Annotated in this window: 16 protein-coding genes, 2 rRNA genes and 1 pseudogene (1 of these 19 cut by a window edge); 15 read left to right on the top strand and 4 right to left on the bottom strand. The window is 71.6% G+C overall.

Annotated elements, in window-relative coordinates:
* From OG332_RS10230 to OG332_RS10215, 4 genes and pseudogenes are all read left to right on the top strand, one after another.
* A 23S ribosomal RNA gene (locus OG332_RS10230) occupies positions 1 to 2,218 on the top strand; it begins 905 nt to the left of the window's first position.
* A 106-nt stretch (positions 2,219 to 2,324) separates the two neighbouring features.
* A 5S ribosomal RNA gene (gene rrf, locus OG332_RS10225) occupies positions 2,325 to 2,441 on the top strand.
* Between the two features lie 105 nt (positions 2,442 to 2,546).
* Positions 2,547 to 4,121: pseudogene (locus tag OG332_RS10220) on the top strand (hypothetical protein); the annotation flags it as partial.
* A 60-nt stretch (positions 4,122 to 4,181) separates the two neighbouring features.
* Positions 4,182 to 5,054: a tetratricopeptide repeat protein gene (locus OG332_RS10215; RefSeq protein WP_327419170.1), complete on the top strand. Its 873-nt coding sequence runs from the start codon at positions 4,182 to 4,184 to the stop codon at positions 5,052 to 5,054.
* A gap of 69 nt (positions 5,055 to 5,123) precedes the next feature.
* Here OG332_RS10215 and OG332_RS10210 read toward each other — a convergent pair whose 3' ends face one another.
* A complete protein-coding gene (locus tag OG332_RS10210; protein ID WP_327413148.1) occupies positions 5,124 to 6,395 on the bottom strand; it encodes a DUF1015 domain-containing protein in 1,272 nt (423 codons plus the stop codon).
* Positions 6,396 to 6,481: 86 nt separating this feature from the next.
* Here OG332_RS10210 and OG332_RS10205 point away from each other — a divergent pair, with 86 nt between their 5' ends.
* Genes OG332_RS10205 through OG332_RS10190 form a run of 4 tightly spaced genes read left to right on the top strand, consistent with a single transcriptional unit; the run spans position 6,482 to position 10,534 of the window.
* The gene (locus tag OG332_RS10205) at positions 6,482 to 7,519 is read left to right on the top strand and encodes an HAD hydrolase-like protein (RefSeq protein ID WP_327413147.1); all 1,038 of its coding nucleotides are present in this window, start codon (positions 6,482 to 6,484) and stop codon (positions 7,517 to 7,519) included.
* Between the two features lie 50 nt (positions 7,520 to 7,569).
* Positions 7,570 to 8,628 (top strand): FecCD family ABC transporter permease, encoded by a 1,059-nt coding sequence (locus tag OG332_RS10200; RefSeq protein ID WP_327413146.1) that lies wholly within the window; start codon positions 7,570 to 7,572, stop codon positions 8,626 to 8,628.
* A gap of 2 nt (positions 8,629 to 8,630) precedes the next feature.
* On the top strand, positions 8,631 to 9,704 hold the full coding sequence (locus OG332_RS10195) for a FecCD family ABC transporter permease (protein ID WP_442816341.1): 1,074 nt from the start codon (positions 8,631 to 8,633) through the stop codon (positions 9,702 to 9,704).
* Positions 9,701 to 10,534 carry an ABC transporter ATP-binding protein gene (locus OG332_RS10190; RefSeq protein ID WP_327413145.1) on the top strand — a complete coding sequence of 278 codons (834 nt, stop codon included), beginning with the start codon at positions 9,701 to 9,703 and terminating at the stop codon, positions 10,532 to 10,534. Before OG332_RS10195 ends, OG332_RS10190 begins: the two co-directional genes overlap by 4 nt.
* Before the next feature lie 140 nt (positions 10,535 to 10,674).
* Here the strand turns inward: OG332_RS10190 and OG332_RS10185 are convergent, their stop codons facing one another.
* On the bottom strand, positions 10,675 to 11,022 hold the full coding sequence (locus tag OG332_RS10185) for an SCP2 sterol-binding domain-containing protein (RefSeq protein ID WP_327413144.1): 348 nt from the start codon (positions 11,020 to 11,022) through the stop codon (positions 10,675 to 10,677).
* Positions 11,023 to 11,086: 64 nt separating this feature from the next.
* On the opposite strand from OG332_RS10185, the gene OG332_RS10180 reads away from it, so the two are divergent.
* The 5 genes from OG332_RS10180 (at position 11,087) to OG332_RS10160 (ending at position 16,288) form a co-directional block, all read left to right on the top strand.
* On the top strand, positions 11,087 to 11,347 hold the full coding sequence (locus OG332_RS10180) for a hypothetical protein (RefSeq protein WP_327413143.1): 261 nt from the start codon (positions 11,087 to 11,089) through the stop codon (positions 11,345 to 11,347).
* A 7-nt stretch (positions 11,348 to 11,354) separates the two neighbouring features.
* The gene (locus OG332_RS10175; protein WP_327413142.1) at positions 11,355 to 12,170 is read left to right on the top strand and encodes a TlyA family RNA methyltransferase; all 816 of its coding nucleotides are present in this window, start codon (positions 11,355 to 11,357) and stop codon (positions 12,168 to 12,170) included.
* On the top strand, positions 12,167 to 13,075 hold the full coding sequence (locus OG332_RS10170; protein WP_319730088.1) for an NAD kinase: 909 nt from the start codon (positions 12,167 to 12,169) through the stop codon (positions 13,073 to 13,075). Before OG332_RS10175 ends, OG332_RS10170 begins: the two co-directional genes overlap by 4 nt.
* A gap of 118 nt (positions 13,076 to 13,193) precedes the next feature.
* A complete protein-coding gene (gene recN, locus OG332_RS10165) occupies positions 13,194 to 14,918 on the top strand; it encodes a DNA repair protein RecN (protein ID WP_327419168.1) in 1,725 nt (574 codons plus the stop codon).
* Between the two features lie 242 nt (positions 14,919 to 15,160).
* Positions 15,161 to 16,288 (top strand): glycosyltransferase family 4 protein, encoded by a 1,128-nt coding sequence (locus OG332_RS10160; RefSeq protein WP_327413141.1) that lies wholly within the window; start codon positions 15,161 to 15,163, stop codon positions 16,286 to 16,288.
* Positions 16,289 to 16,617: 329 nt separating this feature from the next.
* Here OG332_RS10160 and OG332_RS10155 read toward each other — a convergent pair whose 3' ends face one another.
* Positions 16,618 to 18,243 (bottom strand): PucR family transcriptional regulator, encoded by a 1,626-nt coding sequence (locus OG332_RS10155; protein WP_327413140.1) that lies wholly within the window; start codon positions 18,241 to 18,243, stop codon positions 16,618 to 16,620.
* A 181-nt stretch (positions 18,244 to 18,424) separates the two neighbouring features.
* On the opposite strand from OG332_RS10155, the gene OG332_RS10150 reads away from it, so the two are divergent.
* On the top strand, positions 18,425 to 19,987 hold the full coding sequence (locus OG332_RS10150) for an APC family permease (protein ID WP_327413139.1): 1,563 nt from the start codon (positions 18,425 to 18,427) through the stop codon (positions 19,985 to 19,987).
* An 11-nt stretch (positions 19,988 to 19,998) separates the two neighbouring features.
* A complete protein-coding gene (locus OG332_RS10145; protein ID WP_327413138.1) occupies positions 19,999 to 21,633 on the top strand; it encodes a flavin monoamine oxidase family protein in 1,635 nt (544 codons plus the stop codon).
* Between the two features lie 7 nt (positions 21,634 to 21,640).
* Here OG332_RS10145 and OG332_RS10140 read toward each other — a convergent pair whose 3' ends face one another.
* Positions 21,641 to 23,023, bottom strand: coding sequence for an FAD-binding oxidoreductase (locus OG332_RS10140; RefSeq protein WP_327413137.1), 1,383 nt, complete (start codon positions 23,021 to 23,023; stop codon positions 21,641 to 21,643).
* Between the last annotated feature and the right edge of the window lie 117 nt (positions 23,024 to 23,140).

Raw genomic sequence — 23,140 nt, 5'->3', positions numbered from 1 at the left:
GATAGCTGGTTCTCCCCGAAATGCATTTAGGTGCAGCGTCGTGTGTTTCTTGCCGGAGGTAGAGCACTGGATAGGCGATGGGCCCTACCGGGTTACTGACCTTAGCCAAACTCCGAATGCCGGTAAGTGAGAGCACGGCAGTGAGACTGTGGGGGATAAGCTCCATGGTCGAGAGGGAAACAGCCCAGAGCATCGACTAAGGCCCCTAAGCGTACGCTAAGTGGGAAAGGATGTGGAGTCGCAGAGACAACCAGGAGGTTGGCTTAGAAGCAGCCACCCTTGAAAGAGTGCGTAATAGCTCACTGGTCAAGTGATTCCGCGCCGACAATGTAGCGGGGCTCAAGCGTACCGCCGAAGTCGTGTCATTGCAGCAATAGGGCCAACGCCCGCTGTGATGGGTAGGGGAGCGTCGTGTGCCGGGTGAAGCAGCAGCGGAAGCTAGTTGTGGACGGTTCACGAGTGAGAATGCAGGCATGAGTAGCGATACACACGTGAGAAACGTGTGCGCCGATTGACTAAGGGTTCCTGGGTCAAGCTGATCTGCCCAGGGTAAGTCGGGACCTAAGGCGAGGCCGACAGGCGTAGTCGATGGACAACCGGTTGATATTCCGGTACCCGCTTTGAAACGCCCAATATCGAATCAGGCGATGCTAAGTCCGTGAAGCCGTTCCGGACCCTTCGGGGAAAGGAAAGTGGTGGAGCCGACGAACCAGACTTGTAGTAGGTAAGCGATGGGGTGACGCAGGAAGGTAGTCCAGCCCGGGCGGTGGTAGTCCCGGGGTAAGGGTGTAGGCCGAGGGGTAGGCAAATCCGTCCCTCATTAAGGCTGAGACCTGATGCCGAGCCGATTGTGGTGAAGTGGATGATCCTATGCTGTCGAGAAAAGCCTCTAGCGAGTTTCATGGCGGCCCGTACCCTAAACCGACTCAGGTGGTCAGGTAGAGAATACCGAGGCGTTCGGGTGAACTATGGTTAAGGAACTCGGCAAAATGCCCCCGTAACTTCGGGAGAAGGGGGGCCATCACTGGTGATCGGATTTACTCCGTGAGCTGGGGGTGGCCGCAGAGACCAGCGAGAAGCGACTGTTTACTAAAAACACAGGTCCGTGCGAAGCCGTAAGGCGATGTATACGGACTGACGCCTGCCCGGTGCTGGAACGTTAAGGGGACCGGTTAGTGCGCTTTCGGGCGTGCGAAGCTGAGAACTTAAGCGCCAGTAAACGGCGGTGGTAACTATAACCATCCTAAGGTAGCGAAATTCCTTGTCGGGTAAGTTCCGACCTGCACGAATGGCGTAACGACTTCTCGACTGTCTCAACCATAGGCCCGGTGAAATTGCACTACGAGTAAAGATGCTCGTTTCGCGCAGCAGGACGGAAAGACCCCGGGACCTTTACTACAGTTTGATATTGGTGTTCGGTTCGGCTTGTGTAGGATAGGTGGGAGACTGTGAAGCGGCCACGCCAGTGGTTGTGGAGTCATCGTTGAAATACCACTCTGGTCGTGCTGGATGTCTAACCTCGGTCCGTGATCCGGATCAGGGACAGTGTCTGATGGGTAGTTTAACTGGGGCGGTTGCCTCCCAAAGGGTAACGGAGGCGCCCAAAGGTTCCCTCAGCCTGGTTGGCAATCAGGTGTTGAGTGTAAGTGCACAAGGGAGCTTGACTGTGAGACCGACGGGTCGAGCAGGGACGAAAGTCGGGACTAGTGATCCGGCGGTGGCTTGTGGAAGCGCCGTCGCTCAACGGATAAAAGGTACCCCGGGGATAACAGGCTGATCTTCCCCAAGAGTCCATATCGACGGGATGGTTTGGCACCTCGATGTCGGCTCGTCGCATCCTGGGGCTGGAGTCGGTCCCAAGGGTTGGGCTGTTCGCCCATTAAAGCGGTACGCGAGCTGGGTTTAGAACGTCGTGAGACAGTTCGGTCCCTATCCGCTGTGCGCGTAGGAATATTGAGAAGGGCTGTCCCTAGTACGAGAGGACCGGGACGGACGAACCTCTGGTGTGCCAGTTGTCCTGCCAAGGGCATGGCTGGTTGGCTACGTTCGGGAGGGATAACCGCTGAAAGCATCTAAGCGGGAAGCCTGCTTCAAGATGAGTATTCCCACCTCCTTGAGAGGGTAAGGCTCCCAGTAGACGACTGGGTTGATAGGCCAGATGTGGAAGCCCGGTAACGGGTGAAGCTGACTGGTACTAATAGGCCGAGGGCTTGTCCTCAGTTGCTCGCGTCCACTGTGTTAGTTCTGAAGCAACGAACAGTTGCTGGTTTCTAGAGCTAGAACATAACTACAAAGTGTGCTTGTTCGCTCGAAACCGATAGGGTTTCGGTGGTCATAGCGTTAGGGAAACGCCCGGTTACATTCCGAACCCGGAAGCTAAGCCTTTCAGCGCCGATGGTACTGCAGGGGGGACCCTGTGGGAGAGTAGGACGCCGCCGAACAATCTTTCAAAGGACCCTTGGTCCAGCGTTCAACGCTGGACCAAGGGTCCTTTTTTTGTTTCACCTCTTTACGCCGAAGCGCGGCCATGGGTTGGTTGCGCGAGAATGACTAGCGGTACCCCGAAGACAGGAGCTACACCCATGTCCAACTCTCCCGACGATCGTCCGGAGCGCGAGCCTCGGCGCAACGACGGCGGTGACAGGGGCGGCTACCGCGGGGGCCGTGACGACCGTGGTGGCGACCGTCCCCCGTTCCGTCGTGACGACCGTGGTGGTCGGCCGGCCGGTGCAGGCAGTGGCGGCGGCTTCCGTCGCGATGACCGTGGCGGGCGTCCCGCCGGCGGTGGTGGCGGCGGTTTCCGCCGTGACGACCGCGGCGGCGACCGTCCCAGCTACCCCCGCCGTGACGACGACCGCGGTGGTCGTCCCTCCGGTGGCGGTGGCGGCGGTGGTGGCGGCGGTTTCCGTCGTGACGACCGTGGTGGGGACCGTCCGTCGTACCCGCGTCGCGATGACCGTGGTGGGGACCGTCCCAGCTTCCCGCGTCGTGACGACCGTGGTGGCGAGCGTCCCTCGTACCCGCGTCGTGATGACGAGCGCGGTGGTTTCCGCGGCGGTCGCGACGACCGTGGCGGCGACCGCCCGAGCTACCCCCGCCGTGACGACCGTGGTGGCGAGCGTCCCTCGTACCCGCGTCGTGATGACGAGCGCGGTGGTTTCCGCGGCGGTCGCGACGACCGTGGTGGCGACCGTCCGTCCTACCCGCGCCGCGATGACCGTGGCGGGGACCGTCCGTCCTACCCGCGTCGTGACGACCGCGGTGACCGTCCCACCGGTGGCGGTGGCGGCGGTTTCCGCCGTGACGACCGTGGTGGCGACCGTCCGTCCTACCCGCGCCGCGACGACCGTGGCGAGCGTCCCTCCGGTGGCGGTGGCGGCGGTTTCCGCCGCGACGACCGTGGCGAGCGTCCCTCCGGTGGCGGTGGCGGCGGTTTCCGCCGTGACGACCGTGGTGGCGACCGTCCGTCGTACCCGCGTCGTGACGACCGTGGTGGCGAGCGTCCCTCGTACCCGCGTCGTGATGACGAGCGCGGTGGTTTCCGCGGCGGTCGCGACGACCGTGGTGGCGACCGTCCGTCCTACCCGCGCCGCGACGACCGCGGTGACCGTCCCTCCGGTGGCGGTGGCGGCGGTTTCCGCCGTGACGACCGTGGTGGCGACCGTCCGTCGTACCCGCGTCGTGACGACCGTGGTGGCGAGCGTCCCTCGTACCCGCGTCGTGACGACCGTGGTGGGGACCGTCCCAGCTTCCCGCGTCGTGACGACCGTGGTGGCGAGCGTCCCTCGTACCCGCGTCGTGATGACGAGCGCGGTGGTTTCCGCGGCGGTCGCGACGACCGTGGTGGCGACCGTCCGTCGTACCCGCGTCGCGATGACCGTGGCGGGGACCGTCCGTCCTACCCGCGTCGTGACGACCGCGGTGACCGTCCCACCGGTGGCGGTGGCGGCGGTTTCCGCCGTGACGACCGTGGCGGCGACCGCCCGTCCTACCCGCGCCGCGACGACCGCGGTGGCGACCGTGGCGGGTTCCGTGGTGGCCGTGACGATCGCGGTGGTGACCGTGGTGGCTACCGTGGTCGCGATGACCGTGGCGGCGACCGTGACTTCCGCTCCGACCGTGACCCGGTCAAGCGGCTTCCGATCGACGAGGACGTCACCGGCCTCGAGATCGACGCCGATGTGCGCCAGGAGCTGCTGAGCCTGCCCAAGGGCCTGGCCGAAGAGGTCTCGAAGAACCTGGTCATGGTCGCGCGCCTGATCGACGAGGACCCCGAGCAGGCGTACGCGTACTCGCGCATCGCCCTGCGACTGGCCTCCCGTGTCGCCGCCGTCCGCGAGGCCGCCGGCTTCGCCGCGTACGCCACGCAGAAGTACAGCGAGGCCCTCGCGGAGTTCCGCGCCGCCAAGCGCATGACCGGCTCGGTCGAGCTGTGGCCCGTCATGGCCGACTGCGAGCGCGGCCTCGGCCGTCCGGAGCGGGCGCTGGCCATGGCCGGCGAGCCCGAGGTGCAGAAGCTGGACAAGGCCGGCCAGGTCGAGATGCGTCTGGTCGCGGCCGGTGCCCGGCGGGACCAGGGGCAGCTCGAAGCGGCCATCGTGACGCTGCAGAGCCCGGAGCTGGCCTCCAGCTCCGTCCAGCCGTGGACCGCGCGCCTGCGGTACGCCTACGCCGACGCCCTGCTGGCCGCCGGTCGTGAGGACGAGGCGCGCGAGTGGTTCGGCAAGACCCTCGAAGCGGACAAGGACGGGGCCACCGACGCCTCGGACCGCCTCGCCGAGCTCGACGGTGTCGAGTTCGTCGACGCTGCGATCGACCTGTCCGACGTCGATGTCGATGTCGACGGCGACAGCGACAGCGACGTCGAGATCGAGGACGAGATCGAGGACGAGATCGAGGACGAGATCGAGGACGAGGCGGAGATCGCCGCGGCCGAGCGCGCCTCCGACGTCGCCGAGTACTACGACGAGGACGACGAGGAGTACGAGCCGCTGGAGCAGTCCGCGACCGACGCCGACGCCGACGCGCAGGACTCGGGCCGCGACAAGGCCTGAAGCACGGTGAACGAATGAGAAGGGCGGTACCCCCGGTGGGGTACCGCCCTTCTTCATGTCCGGAGGCGTTCAGCCCAGGCCGCGCAGGACCAAGCCGGTGGCTGGTTTCGGTCCGAAGGAGGTGGACTTCCGGGGCATGGTGACGCCCTGGCGGGCCAGGTCCCGTACGACCTCTTCCCGTACGGGGTGCAGCAGGACGGCGGTGCCCCCGTGGCGTTCGGCCATGGCCACGGTGGACGCGGCGTCGTGGATGTACGTGATCTCCTCGGGGGCGTCCGGAACGTGCCAGAGGGCGTCGAGCAGGGTGGCGTGCAGGACGGTGGCGTCCAGCCGGCGCCAGGCCTCCGGGCGGTCGTGGCGGACCGTGCGGTCGAGGAGCGCCAGGTCGGGATCGGTGACCAGGTGGAAGGTGCCGTCGCCGGTGAGGAGGAAGGCGTTGCCCCGTTCCGAGGCGTCCGCGAGGGCGTCCAGTGCCAGCGGGAGCGGCCCGTCGACCGCAGTGATGCGGAAGTGGCCGCCGAGGGCGGCGAGGGCGTCGGCGACCGGGAGCCGGCGCAGCATCCGGTGGATGGCGCGGACCTGGAGCGGGTAGCGGGCGGTGTCCACGAGGAGGACCAGGCCGAAGTCCCAGGCCGTGGGGGAGCCGTGCTCCTCCTGGAGGCGCAGGTAGGTCGCCCAGCGGTGGTGGCCGTCGGCGATGAGGGCCTGGCGGTGGCTGAGATCCGCCGTGACGGTGGCCAGCTCGTCCGGGTCCGTGATGGCCCAGAGGCGGTGCTGGAAGCCGTCCTCGGTGGTGGTGGACAACAGCGGTGCGCGCCGGGCGGTCCGCTCGACGACCGCGGCCGCGCCCGTGTCGGGGTCGTCGCCCCGGTAGGTGAGCAGGAGCGGTTCGAGATTGGCGGAAGTGGCCCGCATCAGGCCGGCCCGGTCGGTGACCACGTCCGGCATGACGTCCTCGTGGGGGAGGACGATGCCGGCGTCCGCGGCGGACAGGGCGAGGGCGCCGATGACGCCGCGCTGGAGCAGGCCGGCCCTGTGCTGCTCGTACACGTAGAGCGCGGGCTCGGGGTCGGCGCTGAGGATGCCCTCGGCGAGCCAGTCGTGCAGGGTGCGGGCGGCCTGTTCGTTGCGTGCGGCCGGGGTGCCGGCCTGCGGGAGGATCAGGCGGACGATGTTGTGCGGGTCGGCGGATTCGAGGTGGTCGACTCCGTCGGGGCGCACGACCACGTCGTACGGCGGGGAGGTGACGGCCGCGAGGCTGCCGACACGCTCCGGGACGTAGCGCAGGCCATGGAACGGGATCAGTCGCAGCCCTTGGTCCGCGGTGCCAGGTGTGGTCATTGCTGCATGGTAAGTCGCGTCTCGCCATGCGGGATGATCGGGGCAGTGCAGAATCGGACAAGATCGATCCATGAGGAGCGGACGCGATGACCCGGCAGAGCAGGACCAGTCCCGCGGCGAGTGAGCAGAGTCTGCACCAGGCGTACGACACCGCCCTGCTGGACCTCGACGGGGTGGTGTACGCGGGCGGCGAGGCCATCGCGTACGCCGTGGAGTCCCTCGCCGCGGCCCGGGCCGACGGGATGCACCTCGCCTACGTCACCAACAACGCGCTGCGGACCCCGGACGCCGTCGCGGAGCACCTGAGCGAGCTGGGCATCCCGACGGAGGCCGCCGAGGTGATCACCTCGGCGCAGGCGGTGGCCCGGCTGATCGCAGAGCAGGTGGAGCCGGCGTCGAAGGTGCTGGTGATCGGCGGGGAGGGGCTGCGGGTCGCGCTGCGCGAGCGCGGGCTCGTGCCGGTGGACTCGGCCGAGGAGGCGGGCCTGGCGGCGGTGGTGCAGGGGTACGGAGGGCCCGATCTGCCCTGGGGGCGGTTCGCGGAGGCCTCGTACGCGATCAACCGCGGGGTGCCATGGTACGTGTCGAACACCGACCTGACGATCCCCGGGGCGCGCGGGATCGGGCCGGGCAACGGGGCCGCGGTGGAGGTCGTACGGATCGCCACGGGCGCGGAGCCGCAGGTGGCGGGCAAGCCGCTGCCCCCGATGCACCGGGAGACGGTGCTGCGGACCGGGGCGGAGCGGCCGCTGGTGGTCGGGGACCGGCTCGACACCGACATCGAGGGAGCCTTCAGCGGGGAGGTGGACTCGCTGCTGGTGCTGACCGGGGTGACGGACGCGGAGCAGTTGGTGCGGGCCGAGCCGAGGCACCGGCCGACGTACGTGGACCGGGACCTGAGGGGGTTGCTGACCGGGCAGCCGGAGGTGGAACCGGTCGCGGAGGGGTTCCGCTGCGGAGGCTGGACCGCGGTCGCGCTGAACCGCGGCGTGCTGGAGCTGCGCGGGGACGGCGGGGATCCGGTCGACGGGCTGCGGGCGCTGTGCGCGGCGGCCTGGACGGCGGCCGGGGACGGAGCCTGCACGCTGGATGCGGCGAAGGCGCTGGCCAGGCTGGGTCTTTAGGGCGCAAGGGGGGATCCGGCCGGGGTGCAGGCTAGGTTAGCCTAACCTGCGTGTTGGTCGAGAGTCCCCCCGAATCCGAACCGAGCGCGGCGCCCGAACGGGCCGCCGCCGCCCGCCCCCGCCATGCCGCCCGCGCCGCCGGTCTGCTCGCCGCCCTCGTGGTGCTGGCGCTGATCGCCGTCGTGAGCATCGCCGTGGGCGCCAAGCAGATGCCACTCGGCGAGGTCTGGCACGGCCTGTTCGCCTACGCGGGGACGCCCTCCGACGTGGTGGTGCGGGACCTGCGGGTGCCGCGCACGCTCCTCGGCCTGATGGTCGGCCTCGGGCTCGGTCTGTCCGGTGCCGTGATGCAGGCGCTGACCCGCAACCCGCTGGCCGAGCCCGGCATTCTCGGCGTCAACGCCGGCGCCGCGGCCGCCGTGGTCTCCGCGATCAGCTTCTTCGGCGCGACGTCGATCCGTGAGTTCGTGTGGTGGGCCTTCCTCGGCGCCGCCGTCGTCTCGGTCGTCGTGTACGTGCTCGGCGGCAGCCGCAGTGCGACCCCGGTACGCCTCGCGCTCGCCGGTACGGCGGCCAGCGCGGCCCTGGTCGGCTACATCAACGCCGTGCAGCTGATGGACAGCAAGGCGCTCGACAAGCTCCGCTTCTGGACGGTGGGTTCGCTGGCCTCGGCCAACATGGACACCGTCCGGCAGGTGGCCCCCTTCCTGCTCGTCGGCGCGGTGCTCGCGCTGTCGTTGGGCCGGCCGCTGAACGCGATGGCCATGGGCGACGACACGGCGCGGGCGCTCGGCGCGCACCTGACGCGGACCCGGATCGGCGCCGTGGTCGCCATCACCCTGCTGTGCGGTGCGGCGACCGCCGCGTGCGGGCCCATCGTCTTCATCGGGCTGATGATCCCGCACCTCGTCCGGGCGTTCACCGGTCCCGACATGCGCTGGGTGCTCGCGTACTCGGCCGTCCTGTCACCCGTCCTGCTGCTCGGCGCCGACGTCGTCGGCCGTGTCGTCACCCGGCCCGCCGAACTGCAGGTCGGCGTCGTGACCGCGCTCATCGGCGGCCCCGTCTTCATCTACCTGGTTCGGCGCAAGAGGATGGCCCAGCTGTGACCGTGACCGCGACCGTGGACGACACCTCTCGCAAGGGCCGGTCCGGGCCCCGTCCGCTGCACCTGCCCGGCGGGATCTCGCTGCGCGTCGAGGGGCGCGCGCTGGCCGTCGGGCTCCTGCTCGCCGCCGTGACGCTCGCGCTGGCCGTCGTGCTCATCGGCACCGGCGACTTCCGGATCGCACCGTGGGACGTCGTCCAGACCCTGCTGGGCAACGGCACGCCCGCCAACGACTTCATCGTCAACGACCTGCGGCTGCCGCGGGTCCTGGTCGCCCTGCTCGTCGGCGCCTCCCTCGGGATGGCCGGAGCGGTCTTCCAGTCGGTCTCCCGCAATCCGCTCGGCTCACCGGACCTGCTGGGCTTCGGCTACGGCTCGGTGGTCGGCGCGCTCGTCGTCATCATCCTGTTCAAGGGCGATGCCACCGAGGTGGCCGTCGGCGCGCTGATCGGCGGCCTGCTGGCCGGAGCCGCCGTCTACCTGCTGGCGTACAAGCAGGGCATCCAGGGCTACCGGCTGGTGCTGGTCGGCATCGGCGCCTCCGCCATGCTCATCGCCTTGATCCAGTACCTGATCACGAAGGCCCAGATGATCGAGGCCACCCGCGCCATGGTCTGGCTGACCGGCTCGCTGGCCGGCCGCGACTGGGCCCAGGTGTGGCCGCTGCTCGCGGTCTGCGCGGTGCTCTTCCCGCTCGTCCTCGGGCAGGGCAGGGCCCTGCGGATGATGGAGATGGGCGACGACGCCGCGTACGCCCTCGGGGTACGGGTGGAGCGGACGCGGCTGCTGCTGATGCTCGCGGCGATCCTGCTCACCACCGCGGCGAGCGCGGCGGCCGGGCCCATCAGCTTCGTCGCGCTGGCCGCGCCGCAGCTGGCCCGGCGGCTCACCCGCTCGCCCGGCGGGAACCTGCTGACGGCCGCACTGATGGGCTCGGTGCTGCTGATGGTGTCCGACTGGGCCTCGCAGCGCGCCTTCGGCGCCGACCAGTTGCCGGTGGGCGTGGTGACCGGGCTGGTCGGCGGTCTCTACCTGCTCTGGCTGCTCGTCACCGAGCGCAAGGCGGGACGTATATGAACCTGATGAGGAGTACGCAAGTGCAGCGGCTGACCGCGGAGAACGTGACGCTCGGCTACGACCAGCGGGTCATCGCCGAGAACCTGTCGGTGGAGATCCCCGACAACTCCTTCACGGTGATCGTCGGCCCCAACGCCTGCGGCAAGTCCACGCTGCTGCGGGCCCTGTCGCGGATGCTGAAGCCGGCCGCCGGGCGGGTGCTGCTGGACGGGCAGGTGATCGGGTCGATGCCGGCGAAGAAGGTCGCCAAGACTCTGGGGCTGCTCCCGCAGTCCTCGATCGCGCCGGACGGCATCACGGTGGCCGACCTGGTCGCGCGCGGCCGGTACCCGCACCAGGGGTTGCTGCGGCAGTGGTCGGCCGAGGACGAGCGGGTCGTGAACGAGTCCATGGCCTCGACCGGGGTCGCCGAACTCGCCGACCGCGCCGTCGACGAGCTGTCGGGCGGGCAGCGGCAGCGGGTGTGGATCGCGATGGCGCTGGCGCAGCAGACGCCGCTGCTGCTGCTCGACGAGCCGACGACGTACCTGGACATCCAGCACCAGATCGACGTGCTGGACCTGTGCGCGGAGCTGCACGAGAACCAGGGGCGGACGCTGGTCGCGGTGCTGCACGACCTGAACCACGCGGCCCGCTACGCGACGCACCTGATCGCGATGCGGGGCGGGAAGGTCGTGGCGGAGGGGCCGCCGGCGGAGGTGGTCACGGCGGAGCTGGTGGAGAAGGTGTTCGGCCTGAAGTGCCAGATCATCGACGATCCGGAGACGGGGACGCCGCTGGTGATTCCGGCTGCGCGGCGTTCGCGTGCGGGGGCTCACGTGGTGGTGTAGGGGTGCGGGCCGGCTGCTGGGGCGCCGCCCCGGACCCTCCCCCAGACTCCGTCCGGGGGACCTTCACGCCTCAAACGCCGGCGGGGCTGGAGTGGTGCGGGCGGGGCTGAAAGTTCGGGGTTCCGCGCCTTGAACACTGCCTACAGCAGGCTCTTGAGGCGTAGGAGGTCGCGGAAGCCGGCTTCCAGTTTGACTCGGCCGGAGGCCCAGGCCTTGGCGAACTTGAGGTCGCCCGCGACCAGGGCGACGAGGTCGTCGCCCGTCATCGCGAGGCGGATCTCGGCCTTGGCGGCCGGAGGGCCGGGGGCGACCGCGTCCACGCGGATGCGGCCTCCGTCGAGGCGGCCCGTGAACGTCTCGTCGAGGTCCGTGATGTGGCAGCTCAGGGAGCGGTCGAGCGCGGCCGCGCCGCGTACGCCGCCGTCGGCCCGGGCGAGATTGCCGGAGAGGGTGTCGAGTGCTTCGCGGCACTCCTGGATCGTAGCCATCGTGATCACGACCGTACCGCAGAGCCATGCGTGGTCGCGGGGCGCTTCGGGGTAGCGTCGGGGCATGACCGACGAAGCCCAGGGCGCAGCAGAAGCCGACCGCGAAGCCTCCGCCGGGCCCGCGGGGCCCGTGGCGCTGGGCGTTGTACGCACTCCCACCGGACACTCCGGCGTGGACGCGCGCCTGGCGCGCCTGGCGGACGCGGACCACCTCGCTGCGGACGGACACGTCGAGGTGTACGAGGATGTCCACCGGGGGCTGCGCGAGGCGCTGACGGCGCTGGACGCACCGCCCGTCCCCGGTCCGTACGAAAACAGGAGCTGAACCGAACGTGGCAGGAGTGGCACGCCGCCGCCTGGACGCCGAACTGGTACGCCGCAGCATGGCCCGCTCGCGCGAGCACGCCGCGCAGCTGATCGCCGCGGGCCGGGTGACCGTGGGCGGCACCACCGCGACCAAGGCCGCCACCCAGGTCGAGACGAGCGCGGCTCTGGTCGTCCTCAAGGACGACAGCGATCCCGACTACGTCTCGCGGGGCGGCCACAAACTCGCGGGCGCCCTGGCGGCCTTCCAGCCGCAGGGGCTGCGCGTGGAGGGCCGCCGCGCGCTGGACGCCGGGGCCTCCACGGGCGGGTTCACCGACGTGCTGCTGCGCGCGGGCGTCGCCCACGTGGTCGCCGTCGACGTCGGCTACGGGCAGCTCGCCTGGTCGCTGCAGAGCGACGACCGGGTGACGGTCAAGGACCGGACGAACGTGCGCGAGCTGACGGTCGAGCAGATCGACGGGACCGCGGTGGACCTCGTCGTCGGTGACCTGTCCTTCATCTCCATCGGGCTGGTGCTGCCCGCGCTCGTACGGTGCTGCGCGTCCGACGCGGACCTGGTGCTGATGGTCAAGCCGCAGTTCGAGGTCGGCAAGGACCGGCTGGGCAGCGGCGGAGTGGTGCGCAGCCCGGAGCTCCGGGCGGAGGCCGTGCGCGAGGTCGCGGCGCAGGCGGCGAAGCTCGGTCTGGGCGTCGTCGGGGTGACGGCGAGCCCTCTGCCGGGGCCGTCGGGCAACGTCGAGTACTTTCTGTGGCTGCGGGCGGGGGCACCGGCACTCGACCCGGCGGATGTTGACCGTGCAGTGGCGGAGGGGCCGCAGTGACAGATTCAACGGGGGAACGCACCGTCTTCCTGCTCGCGCACACCGGGCGGCCGGCGGCCATCCGCAGCGCGGAGCTGGTGGTCAAGGGGTTGCTGCGCTGCGGGCTGGGCGTACGCGTCTTCGCGCACGAGGCGGTGGACCTGCCGCTGCCGCCCGAGGTGGAGCTCGTGACCGAGTCCACCCCGGGGGTGCTCGACGGGTGCGAGCTGCTGATCGTGCTGGGCGGGGACGGGACCCTGCTGCGGGGCGCGGAGTTCGCGCGCGCCTCGGGGGTGCCGATGCTGGGCGTCAACCTGGGCCGGGTGGGGTTTCTCGCCGAAGCCGAGCGCGACGACCTGGACAAGGTCGTGGACCGGGTGGTGTCGCGCTCGTACGAGGTCGAGGAGCGGATGACCCTCGACGTGGTCGTGCGCACGAACGGCGACGTGGTCCACCGGGACTGGGCACTGAACGAGGCCGCGGTCCAGAAGGTGTCCCCGGAGCGGATGCTGGAGGTGGTCCTGGAGATCGACGGGCGCCCGGTGACCGGCTTCGGCTGTGACGGGATCGTCTGTGCGACTCCGACGGGCTCGACGGCCTACGCCTTCTCCGCGGGCGGGCCGGTGGTCTGGCCGGAGGTGGAGGCGCTGCTGATGGTGCCGATCAGCGCGCACGCGCTGTTCGCGAAGCCGCTGGTGACCTCGCCCACCTCGGTGCTGGCGGTGGAGGTGCAGAGCGGCACCCCGCACGGCGTGCTGTGGTGCGACGGCCGGCGGATGCTGGAGCTGCCGTCCGGGGCCCGAGTGGAGGTCCGGCGCGGGGCGGTGCCCGTGCGGCTCGCCCGGCTGCACCACGCGTCCTTCACGGACCGGCTCGTCGCGAAGTTCGCACTGCCCGTGTCCGGTTGGCGCGGGGCGCCCCACTAGCGGGTGTCCCGGCGTGTCGCCCTTCGCCCTTAATAGCACATCCGTTCGGAGAACTCGGGGCGGGTGACGTCACATGGCACCGGTGAAACCTCGGTATCGTCGTCCCGTGCTTGAGGAGATGCGGATACGGTCGCTCGGGGTCATCGACGACGCGGTGGTCGAGCTGTCGCCCGGTTTCACCGCGGTGACCGGCGAGACCGGCGCGGGCAAGACGATGGTCGTCACCAGCCTCGGGCTGCTGCTCGGCGGTCGCGCCGACCCGGCCCTGGTGCGGATCGGGGCCAAGGCCGCGGTGGTCGAGGGCCGCATCGTCCTGCGCCCCGGCGCGCCCGCCGCCCTACGCGCCGAGGAGGCCGGGGCGGAGCTCGACGACGGCGCCCTGCTGATCAGCCGGACCGTGTCCGCCGAGGGGCGTTCGCGCGCCCACGTCGGCGGCCGCTCCGTGCCCGTCGGCCTGCTCGGCGAGCTCGCCGACGACCTGGTCGCCGTGCACGGGCAGACCGACCAGCAGGGGCTGCTGCGCCCGGCCCGGCAGCGGCAGGCGCTCGACCGGTACGCCGGGGACGCCGTCGCCGTCCCGCTGGAGAAGTACGGCTCCGCCTACCGCAGGCTGCGCGCCGTCGCCGTCGAGCTGGAGGAGATCACCACCCGGGCCCGGGAGCGGGCCCAGGAGGCGGACCTGCTGCGCTTCGGGCTGGACGAGATCGCGGCCGTGGAGCCGGTGACCGGCGAGGACACCGAGCTGGCGGCCGAGGCCGAGCGGCTCGGGCACGCCGAATCGCTGGCCTCGGCGGCGCAGCTGGCGCACGCCGCGCTCGCGGGCAATCCCGAGGACCCGGAGGCCATCGACGCGAACATGCTCGTCGCGGGCGCCCACCGGGCCCTGGAATCCGTACGGTCGCACGACCGGGCGCTCGGCGCGCTCGCCGAGCGGATCGGGGAGCTGGGCATCCTGCTGTCCGACGTGGCCGGAGAGCTGGCGGGCTACGCCGACGACCTGGACGCCGATCCGCTGCGGCTGGCCGCGGTGGAGGAGCGGCGGGCGGCCCTGACCCAGCTGACCCGCAAGTACGGCTCCGACGGCACCGTGGAGGCCGTACTGGAATGGGCCGAGCAGGGCGCGGCACGGCTGCTGGAACTGGACGGCGACGACGAGCGGATCACGGAGCTGACCGTCGAACGCGACGGGCTGCGCTCCGAACTGTCGCTGCTGGCCCAGGCGCTGACGGACGCCCGGGTGGAGGCGGCGACCCGCTTCGCCTCCGCCGTGACGGAGGAGCTGGCCTCGCTGGCGATGCCGCACGCCCGGGTGACGATCGACGTCCGGCAGGCCGAGGACCCCGAAGGGGTGGACGTGGACGGCCGCCCGGTCGCCTACGGACCTTCCGGCGCGGACGAGGTCGAACTGCTGCTGGCCCCGCACCCCGGCGCCCAGCCGCGGCCGATCGCCAAGGGCGCCTCGGGCGGTGAGCTGTCCCGGGTGATGCTCGCCGTGGAGGTCGTCTTCGCCGGCTCCGACCCGGTGCCGACCTACCTCTTCGACGAGGTCGACGCGGGGGTCGGCGGCAAGGCGGCGGTCGAGGTGGGCCGGCGCCTGGCGAAGCTGGCCAGGTCGGCGCAGGTCGTGGTCGTCACGCACCTGCCGCAGGTGGCGGCCTTCGCGGACCGGCAGCTGCTCGTCGAGAAGACCAACGACGGGTCCGTCACCAGGAGCGGGGTCACCGTCCTGGAGGGCGAGGACCGGATCCGCGAGCTGTCGCGCATGCTGGCGGGGCACGAGGACTCGGTCTCCGCGCGGGCACACGCCGAGGAACTGCTGGCGGCGGCGCGCGCGGACGCGTGAGCCGGCCCGCGGCGACACGGATTCAGGAGGGCCCGGCGCGCACCGCGCGGGGGCCCTCCGCCGTGTCAGCGGCCGTTCGCGGGCGGGCCGCCGGGGTGACGCGATGCTAGGCCGTGTGGGTGAGGCTGGGGGGTGTCCGGCGGTATCTCGTACGGGATCCGCACCCGTATGGTCCCGGAACGCGCGTGCGGACTGGCATCCTTGGCGACATCTCTGACTCCCACACCCTGGAGCTTCGGCCCGTGAGCAGCTCCCCGGTCTCCACCTCCCTCCCGGCACAGCCCTACGGGCGCCAGCCGCTCCGCACCGTCCAGGTCCTCGGCGACGGCGCGGGCGCTGGCAGCTGCGCGCACGTACGGTCGCTCGCGACCGGGCTCGCCGCACGCGGCGTACGGGTCACGGTGTGCGCGCCCGTCCAGGCGGAGGGGGAGTACGACTTCACCGGCGCCGGGGCGCAGTTCGCGCCCGACGCGGCGGGCGTGCTGCGGGCCGCGTGCGCCGGAGCGGACGTCGTGCACGCGCACGGAGTGCGCGCCGGGATGCGCGCCGCGCTGGCCATACGGGGCCGCCGGGTGCCGCTGGTGGTGAGCTGGCACGGCGACGGGCCGACGGCCGCGGGCGCGCTGGGACGACTGAGCCGGATGCTGGAACGGCACGTGGCACGGGCCGCGGCCGTCGTCCTCGGGGCTTCCTCGGACCTGGTGGACCTCGCGCGGCTGCGGGGCGCCCGGGACGCGCGGCTGGCGCCGGTGGCGGTACCGGCGGGCCCGGACGGCCCGGACGGCCGGGGCGCGGCGGACCCGGACAAGGTGCGGGCGGAACTCGGGGCGGTCGGGCGGCCTTTGCTGATCACCGTCGGGAGCCTGGTCCCGCACCGCGGGTACTCCCTGCTGCTCGACGCGGCACGGGAGTGGCGGACGCTGGACCCGGCCCCGCTGCTGGTGGTCGCGGGCGAAGGGCCGCTACGGGCCGAACTGTCGCGGCGGATCGAGGCCGAGGGGCTCCCGGTACGGCTCCTGGGGCGCCGCCGGGACGCGGCGCAGCTGCTGGCAGCGGCGGACCTGGCGGTGCTGCCGAGCCGGCGCGAGGCGCGGGCCCTGCTGGCGCAGGAGGCGCTGCGGGTGGGCGTGCCGCTGGTGGCCACGGCGGTGGGGGGCGTGCCGGAACTGGTGGGGGAGGGTGCGGTGCTGGTCCCGCCGGGGGATGCGGAGGCGCTGGCCGCTGCCGTGACGGGCCTGCTGGCGGATCCTGCGCGGCGGGCGGCACTCGCCGATGCGGGGCGGGTGCAGGCGGCGACGTGGCCGTCCGAGGACGACACCGTCGCGCAGGTCCTGTCCGTCTACGACGAACTGATGGAACGCCGCCGGTAGCCTCCCGGCGGGGCTGAAAGACCGGGGCTCCGCCCCGGACCCTCCCCCAGGCTCCGTCCGGGGGGACCCCCGCGCCTCAAACGCCGGCGGGGCTGGATCTGCCCGGTGGGGCTGGATCTTTCAGCCGGTCCGGCGTTTGAGGACCGGGTCCGGGCAGGGCCCGGGTGGGGGTCCCTCCCAGACGGAGTCTGGGAGGGAGGTGGAAGGGCGGGTGGGGGACGGCCCCGCAGGGCCGCCTCCACGTGCCGCCCAGGGGCCGACGGACGGAGTCCGGCGCAGCCGTCCGAAGCCCGGGAGGCGCGCCGGCGCCGAGCGGTGCGAGGAGGGCGTCAAGAAGGAGACGGCGTGTGGCGGCGGGCGCGGAGGGCCAGGCTCAGGGAGAGGACCGTCTCCGGGTCGTCCAGGTCCGTTCCCAGGAGTTCCGAGATGCGGGCCAGGCGGTTGTAGAGGGTCTGGCGGTTGAGGTGGAGCTCGCGGGCCGTCTCCGCCTTGCGGCCCGCATGGGCCAGGTAGGTCTCCAGGGTGGGGAGGAGAGGGGGGCGGGACGTGGTGTCGTGGGTGCGGAGCGGGCCGATCGCCCGGTCCACGAAGGCCGCCAGGTCGGGGTGTTCGCGCAGCCGCCACAGGAGGAGGTCGATGTCCAGCCGTCGCGCGTCGTACCAGGGCCGGGCCGGCAGGCCGTGGGCCGCGGTGGCGGTCTCCGCGGCGTGGCGCAGGCCCGCCGAGGCGGCCGCCCAGCCGCCCGCGACGCCGACGACCACGGCCGGCGGTGCGGTGGCCCGGTCCAGGCCCGCGCGTTCGACGCCCGCCCGCAGCGCGGCCGAGACCCGGTCCGCCACCGCCGTGCGCTCCGACTCCGCCCGGAGGGACACGAGGAGGGGGACCCGGCCCTCGACCGGGCGGACGCCCAGCAGGACCGGCACTCCGACCGACGAGAGCTCCTCCAGGACCGCGCGGGCCAGGACGGCCCAGTTCCCGGACGGGCCGAGGTCCGAGGAGAGCCGCATGACCACCGGCAGCAGCGGCCCCGCGCCCGGCTTGAAGCCCAGGACGCGGGCCTGCGCCGGGGCGTCCTCCGCCGAGATGCGGCCCTCCGCCAGGTCCGTCAGGAAGTCGCCGCGGCCGCGCGCCGCCAGCTCCTCCTCCTGCCGTGCCTGCATCAGCACGACGGCGAGCACGCCGGCCGTGCGCTCGGCCGCCATCCGGTGCACCGGCAGCAGCGGAGCCGAGACCCCGACGAGGACGACGCGGGCCCGGACCGTTCCCGTGCCGTGCCCCCCGCCCGGTACGTCGACCACCACGGTGTTCGCCGACGGCTCGGCCTCGCGCTGGCCCCGTAGGCCCTCCCACACCTGCAGCGGGTCCGCGCCGGCGTCCCCGGCCACGTTGCCCGCCGCGTACAGCAGCTGCCCGTCGGGGGTCTCCAGGAAGACCGGGTTCCCGGTGAAGTCGGCCAGGATCCGCAGCACCTGCGGGATGCCCCCGCCGCCCAACAGGGCTTCCGTGCAGCGCCGGTGGACCTCCTCGGCCCGCTGCAGGAGCGCGTAGTGGTGGTTGACGATCTCGGTGTGGACCTCCTCCGTCACGGTGACGAAGGGGACCTCCCGGTGGAGCTGGACCAGGGGCAGCCCCGCCGTGCGCGCGGTCTCCACGATCGTCGCCGGCAGCCGGGTGAAGCGCGGTCCCAGTTCGACCACCAGCGCGGCGATCCCGCGGTCCGCGAGGCGGCGTACGAAGGCACGCTGCTCGGCGGGCCGGGTGCCCAGGCCGAGGCCCGTGGTCAGCAGCAGCTCGCCGCCCTTGAGCAGGGAGGCGATGTTCGGGACCTCGCCCGCGTGGACCCAGCGGACGGTCCGGCCCAGCCGGTCGGCGCAGGCCACCACCTCGGGCAGCCCGCTGCGCAGTCCCGGCAGCTCCAGTGCCCGCTGAACCGTGATCCCGCCCTGGTTGTCCATATCGCGGGACGCTACCGGGCGCCTTGTTCCGATCACATCACCCCCCGGTTAAGGAGGCCCGTGTACCCCCATCCGGCCCGACAACTCGTCGCCCCGGCAAGGAGATTATCGGACCACGTGCCGATTGTGGCGTGCGTCACCCAGGGAGAGAGTGGGCGCCCTCCACACGGAAGAGGACGCAATGAGCAGAGGCATCACGGGCGAGTCGCCGCAGGGATCCGCAGCCCCGCAGGTCCAGCGGCTCAAAGCCAACTCCGTCGGGCTGGTCGGCGTCGTGTTCATGGCCGTCGCCACCGCCGCCCCGATCACCGCGATGACGGGCAACCTGCCCATCGCGGTCGGCTTCGGGAACGGCACCGGCGCTCCCGCCGGTTATCTCTTCGCCACCCTGGTGCTGACGGTCTTCTCGGTCGGCTACGTCGCGATGGCCAAGCGGATCACAGCCGCCGGCGCCTTCTACGGATACATCTCGCACGGCCTCGGACGCATCGCCGGAATGGCGTCGGGGATGCTCGCCGTCCTCGCGTACATCGTCTTCGAAGCCTCGATCGTCGGGGTTTTCTCCTACTTCGCCAAGACCACCGTCCACGACCAGTTGGGCGTCGACCTGCCCTGGATCCTCTACGCGGTCGCCATGCTGGCCGTCACCGCCGCCCTCGCGCACTTCGACATCAACCTCACCGCCAAGGCCCTCGGCGTGATGCTCATCGCAGAGATCGCCGTGCTGTTCGCCGTCGCCACCGCCGTCCTGATCGCCGGCGGCGGCCCCGAGGGGATCCCGCTCGAACCCGTCAACCCGAAGAACGCCTTCACCGGTACCTCCGCGGGCCTCGGGCTCTTCTTCGCCTTCTGGTCCTGGGTCGGCTTCGAGTCCACCGCCATGTACGGCGAGGAGTCCCGCGACCCCAAGCGGGTCATCCCGAAGGCGACCCTCATCTCCGTGGTCGGCGTCGGCCTCTTCTACATCTACGTCTCCTGGATGACCATCGCGGGCAACGGCCTGGCGAAGTCCGTGGAACTGTCCGCCTCCGCCAGTCCCCTCGACCTCTTCTTCGCCCCCACCCAGGCCTTCATCGGCGCCTGGGCCGTCGACGCCTTCCAGTGGCTGCTGCTCACCGGCTCCTTCGCCTGCGGCATGGCCTTCCACCAGTGCGCCGCCCGCTACCTCTACGCCATCGGCCGGGAGGGCTTCCTGTCACCGAAGCTCGGCCGCACCCACACCAAGCACGGCTCGCCGTACGTGGCCTCGGTCGTGCAGACCGCCATCGCCACCGCGCTCGTCGCCGGCTTCTGGCTCACCGGCCAGGACCCCTACCTGCACCTCTACACGCTGCTCGCGATCCTCGGCACGATGGCGATCCTGATCGTCCAGACCCTGTGCTCCTTCGCCGTCGTCGGCTACTTCCGCAAGAACCACCCGGAGGACCGGCACTGGTTCCGGACGCTGACCGCGCCGCTGCTCGGCGGTGCCGGCATGATCGCCGTCGTGGTCCTGCTGGTGATCAACATGGAGACCGCGGCGGGCAGCGCGGCCGGCTCGGTCTTCTTCAAGCTGATCCCGTGGATCGTGGGCGCCGTATTCCTCGGCGGTCTCGGCCTCGGCCTGTGGCTCAAGGCGAAGGCGCCCGGGCGCTACGAGATCATCGGCCGGATCGTCCTGGAGGACGCCGCCGAGCGCCCGGGCGACGCCGCCCCGCCGGCCCGGACCGCCCCCGAGCCCGCCCCGTCCGCCGCGAACCTCTGAGGAGCCCCGCCATGGCCCGTACGCCCGTCATGCACGCGCTGCGCCGGCTCGCCGCCGAGCACGCAGCCGCCCGGCGCCTCGCGCTGCCCGCCTCCGAGGTCCGCGGCTCCACCCGCCGTGAACTCCTCGGGCGCGCGGCCGCTCTCGGCCTCGGCACCGCCCTCGCCTCCACCGCGGGGGCCGCGACCGCCCGCGCCACCGGAACCGCCCCCGACAAGAAGCCCGTCGGCCCGGCCCGCGTCGCCGTCATCGGCGCCGGCATCTCGGGCCTGACCGCCGCCCTCACCCTGAAGGACGCGGGCGTCGCCTGCACCCTCTACGAGGCCAACCCGAACCGGGTCGGCGGCCGGATGTGGACCGGGGCCGACCACTGGGCGTACGGGCAGACCTCCGAGATCGGCGGCGAGCTGATCGACACCAGCCACAAGAAGATCCTGGAGCTGTGCCGCCGCTTCGGTCTGCCCGTCGAGGACTTCCTCGGCGGCGGCCCCAACGGGGCCGAGGAGGTGCTCTGGTTCAACGGCGAGTACTACCCCCGCCACCAGGCCGACGAGGACTTCAAGGCCGTCTACCAGGCGCTGCGCCGCGATCTCTCCGAAGCGGGCGAGGTCGGCTGGAACAGCACCACGCCGACGGGCACGGCCCTCGACAACATGACCCTGTACGAGTGGATCGAGACCCGGGTCCCGGGCGGCCACGGCTCCCGGCTCGGCCGCTTCATCGACGTGGCCTACAACGTCGAGTACGGCGCCGACACCGACCGGCAGTCCGCCCTCGCCCTGGTCCTCCTGATGGGCTACCAGACGAACCCCGGCAACTTCAACGTCTGGGGCCTGTCCAACGAGCGCTACCACATCACCGGAGGCAACGACCGGCTGCCGAACGCCATCGCCGCGGCCCTGCCCGCCGGATCGATCGTGATGGGCCGCGAGCTGGTCGCCGTGCGGGCCAACGCCGACGGCACCCAGACCCTGACCTTCAACGACTCGGGGTCCGTACGCACCGCCGTCGCCGACCACACCGTCCTGTGCCTGCCGCTGCCGATCCTGCAGCGCATCGACACCTCGCAGGCCGGTTTCGACCCGCTGATGCGCAACCTGCTGCGCGACGCCCGGATGGGCCACTGCACCAAGCTGAACATGCAGTTCACCGCGCGGCCCTGGCGCGGCACCGGTCCCTGGCCGGGCGTCTCCGCGGGAGACTGCTTCACCGACTCCGACGTCCAGCAGACCTGGGACACCACCAAGGTGCAGCCCGGAACCGGCGGGATCCTCCTGCAGTACGGCGGCGGCACCCTCGCCGGATCGCTGACCCCCGCGACCCCCTTCGCCACGGAGGCCGACCCGTACGTACGCGCCCTCGCCGACCGGATGCTGACCGGCATCGACGCCTTCTACCCGGGCACCAAGGCCGTCTGGACCGGCAGGGCACAGCTCTCCGCCTGGCACCGCAACCCGTACTCGCTCGGCGCGTACTCGTACTGGCCCACCGGCTACCTGCACCGTTACGCCAAGTACGAGGGCACCGCGCAGGGCAACGTCCACATCGGCGGCGAACACTGCAGCTACGACTACCAGGGGTTTATGGAGGGCGGCGCCACCGAGGGCGAGCGCGCGGCGCGGGAGGTGATCGAGGCCCTGACCTGATCCCGGGTCAGGCCGGCCGGATGTTGTGGTTGAAGCGGAAGACGTTGTCCGGGTCGTACTGCCGCTTCAGCGCGCCCAGCCGCTGCATGTTCGCGCTGCCGAGGCCGGAGACCACCCGGTCTCCGCCCTCGTCCCCGGTGAAGTTCAGGTACACCGCGCCGGTGCTCCACGGCTCGGCGTCGGCCCGGACGTCCTTGACCCACTGCCGGCACCTCTCGTCGTCGGCCGCGTCCTCCCAGATCCCGAACGGGTGCACCGCCCAGGGCGCGTCGCGGTACGGCACCGGGTAGTCGGCCGGGCCGGAGGCGATCGCGCCGCCCTGCGGGAAGACCAGGTGCTGGGTGCCGGTCGGCACCGGCATGGACTCGGCGCGGGCGCAGAAGGCGTCCACGAACGCGTCCGGGAGACCGGTGAGGTACTCCGCCGACCAGTAGTTCCGCATGCCGGGCGGGTCGTCGATCATGCACTGGAGGTCGGCGTACGGGATGGCCGTGACGATCTCGGACTCGTGGGGGATCGCCAGCAGCGGCCGCGCCAGCTCGCGCATCTCCCCCTCCGGGCCCGCGTACGTCAGCAGCGCGCCGGCCAGCAGCAGGCCGACCAGGTGCGGCGGTACGAACTCCTCGGGCGGGCCGGTCACATAGAGGGCGGCGCCGGAGGCCTCCGGCGGTCCGGCCTCGATGACCTCCCGGAACGCGCGGACCACCTCGGGCCCGCGCTCCGGCAGGTACAGGACGAACGCGATCGACATGTGCGGCAGTTCGTGCAGGCGCAGGGTCAGCGAGGTGGCGATGCCGAAGTTCCCGCCGCCTCCGTGCAGCCCCCAGAACAGCTCGGGGTGGTCCTCGGCGGTCGCGTGCAGCAGCTCGCCGTCCGCGGTGACCAGGTCCACGCCCAGCAGGTTGTCCACCGCCAGGCCGAACTTCCGGTCCAGCCAGCCGGTTCCGCCGCCCAGCACGAAGCCGCCGACTCCGGTGGTGGAGGCCCGGCCGCCGGTGGTCGCCAGGTCGTACGGCTGGCAGGCCCGGTCCAGGTGGCTCATCGTGGCCCCGCCCTCGACGTGCGCGGCCCTGGCCGCCGGGTGGACCGTCACCTCGTGCATCCGCCGCAGGTCCACGACGAGACCGCCGTCGTTGAGGGACATCCCGGCCACGCTGTGCCCGCCGCCGCGCACGGCGACGTTCAGGTCCAGGTCTCTCGCGAAACGCACGGCGGTCACCACGTCCGCCGCGCTCTCGCACTGGGCGATGACGGCGGGTCTGCGGTCGATCATCGCGTTGAAGACCGTCCGGGCCTCGTCGTACCCCGGGTCCTCCGGGGTGAACACCGCGCCGGACAGGTCTTCGCGGAGCGCGGTCAGGGCCGCGCCCGCCTTCGAGAGGGGAGCCATGGCTGCCCCTTCCACAGGAGGGCATAGGACCCTTCCAGCGTAGGGGGCGGGGAGCGGCGGGGCGCGGTGAGCACCCCGTGCCCCGTACGCCCGGACGGGAGCCGGCCCGCAAGCCCG

The sequence above is a fragment of the Streptomyces sp. NBC_01233 genome, from assembly GCF_035989305.1.
Taxonomy (GTDB): domain Bacteria; phylum Actinomycetota; class Actinomycetes; order Streptomycetales; family Streptomycetaceae; genus Streptomyces.
This window is presented reverse-complemented; position numbering and strand designations above follow the sequence as displayed.

Excerpts from the sequence above, each read along its gene's own strand:
- OG332_RS10210 (WP_327413148.1), bottom strand. The coding sequence starts at position 6,395 with ATGACCACACCTGGCACCGCGGACCAAGGGCTGCGACTGATCCCGTTC.
- OG332_RS10205 (WP_327413147.1), top strand. The coding sequence starts at position 6,482 with ATGACCCGGCAGAGCAGGACCAGTCCCGCGGCGAGTGAGCAGAGTCTG.
- OG332_RS10190 (WP_327413145.1), top strand. The coding sequence starts at position 9,701 with ATGAACCTGATGAGGAGTACGCAAGTGCAGCGGCTGACCGCGGAGAAC.
- OG332_RS10185 (WP_327413144.1), bottom strand. The coding sequence starts at position 11,022 with ATGGCTACGATCCAGGAGTGCCGCGAAGCACTCGACACCCTCTCCGGC.
- OG332_RS10180 (WP_327413143.1), top strand. The coding sequence starts at position 11,087 with ATGACCGACGAAGCCCAGGGCGCAGCAGAAGCCGACCGCGAAGCCTCC.
- recN (WP_327419168.1), top strand. The coding sequence starts at position 13,194 with ATGCGGATACGGTCGCTCGGGGTCATCGACGACGCGGTGGTCGAGCTG.
- OG332_RS10155 (WP_327413140.1), bottom strand. The coding sequence starts at position 18,243 with ATGGACAACCAGGGCGGGATCACGGTTCAGCGGGCACTGGAGCTGCCG.
- OG332_RS10150 (WP_327413139.1), top strand. The coding sequence starts at position 18,425 with ATGAGCAGAGGCATCACGGGCGAGTCGCCGCAGGGATCCGCAGCCCCG.
- OG332_RS10145 (WP_327413138.1), top strand. The coding sequence starts at position 19,999 with ATGGCCCGTACGCCCGTCATGCACGCGCTGCGCCGGCTCGCCGCCGAG.
- OG332_RS10140 (WP_327413137.1), bottom strand. The coding sequence starts at position 23,023 with ATGGCTCCCCTCTCGAAGGCGGGCGCGGCCCTGACCGCGCTCCGCGAA.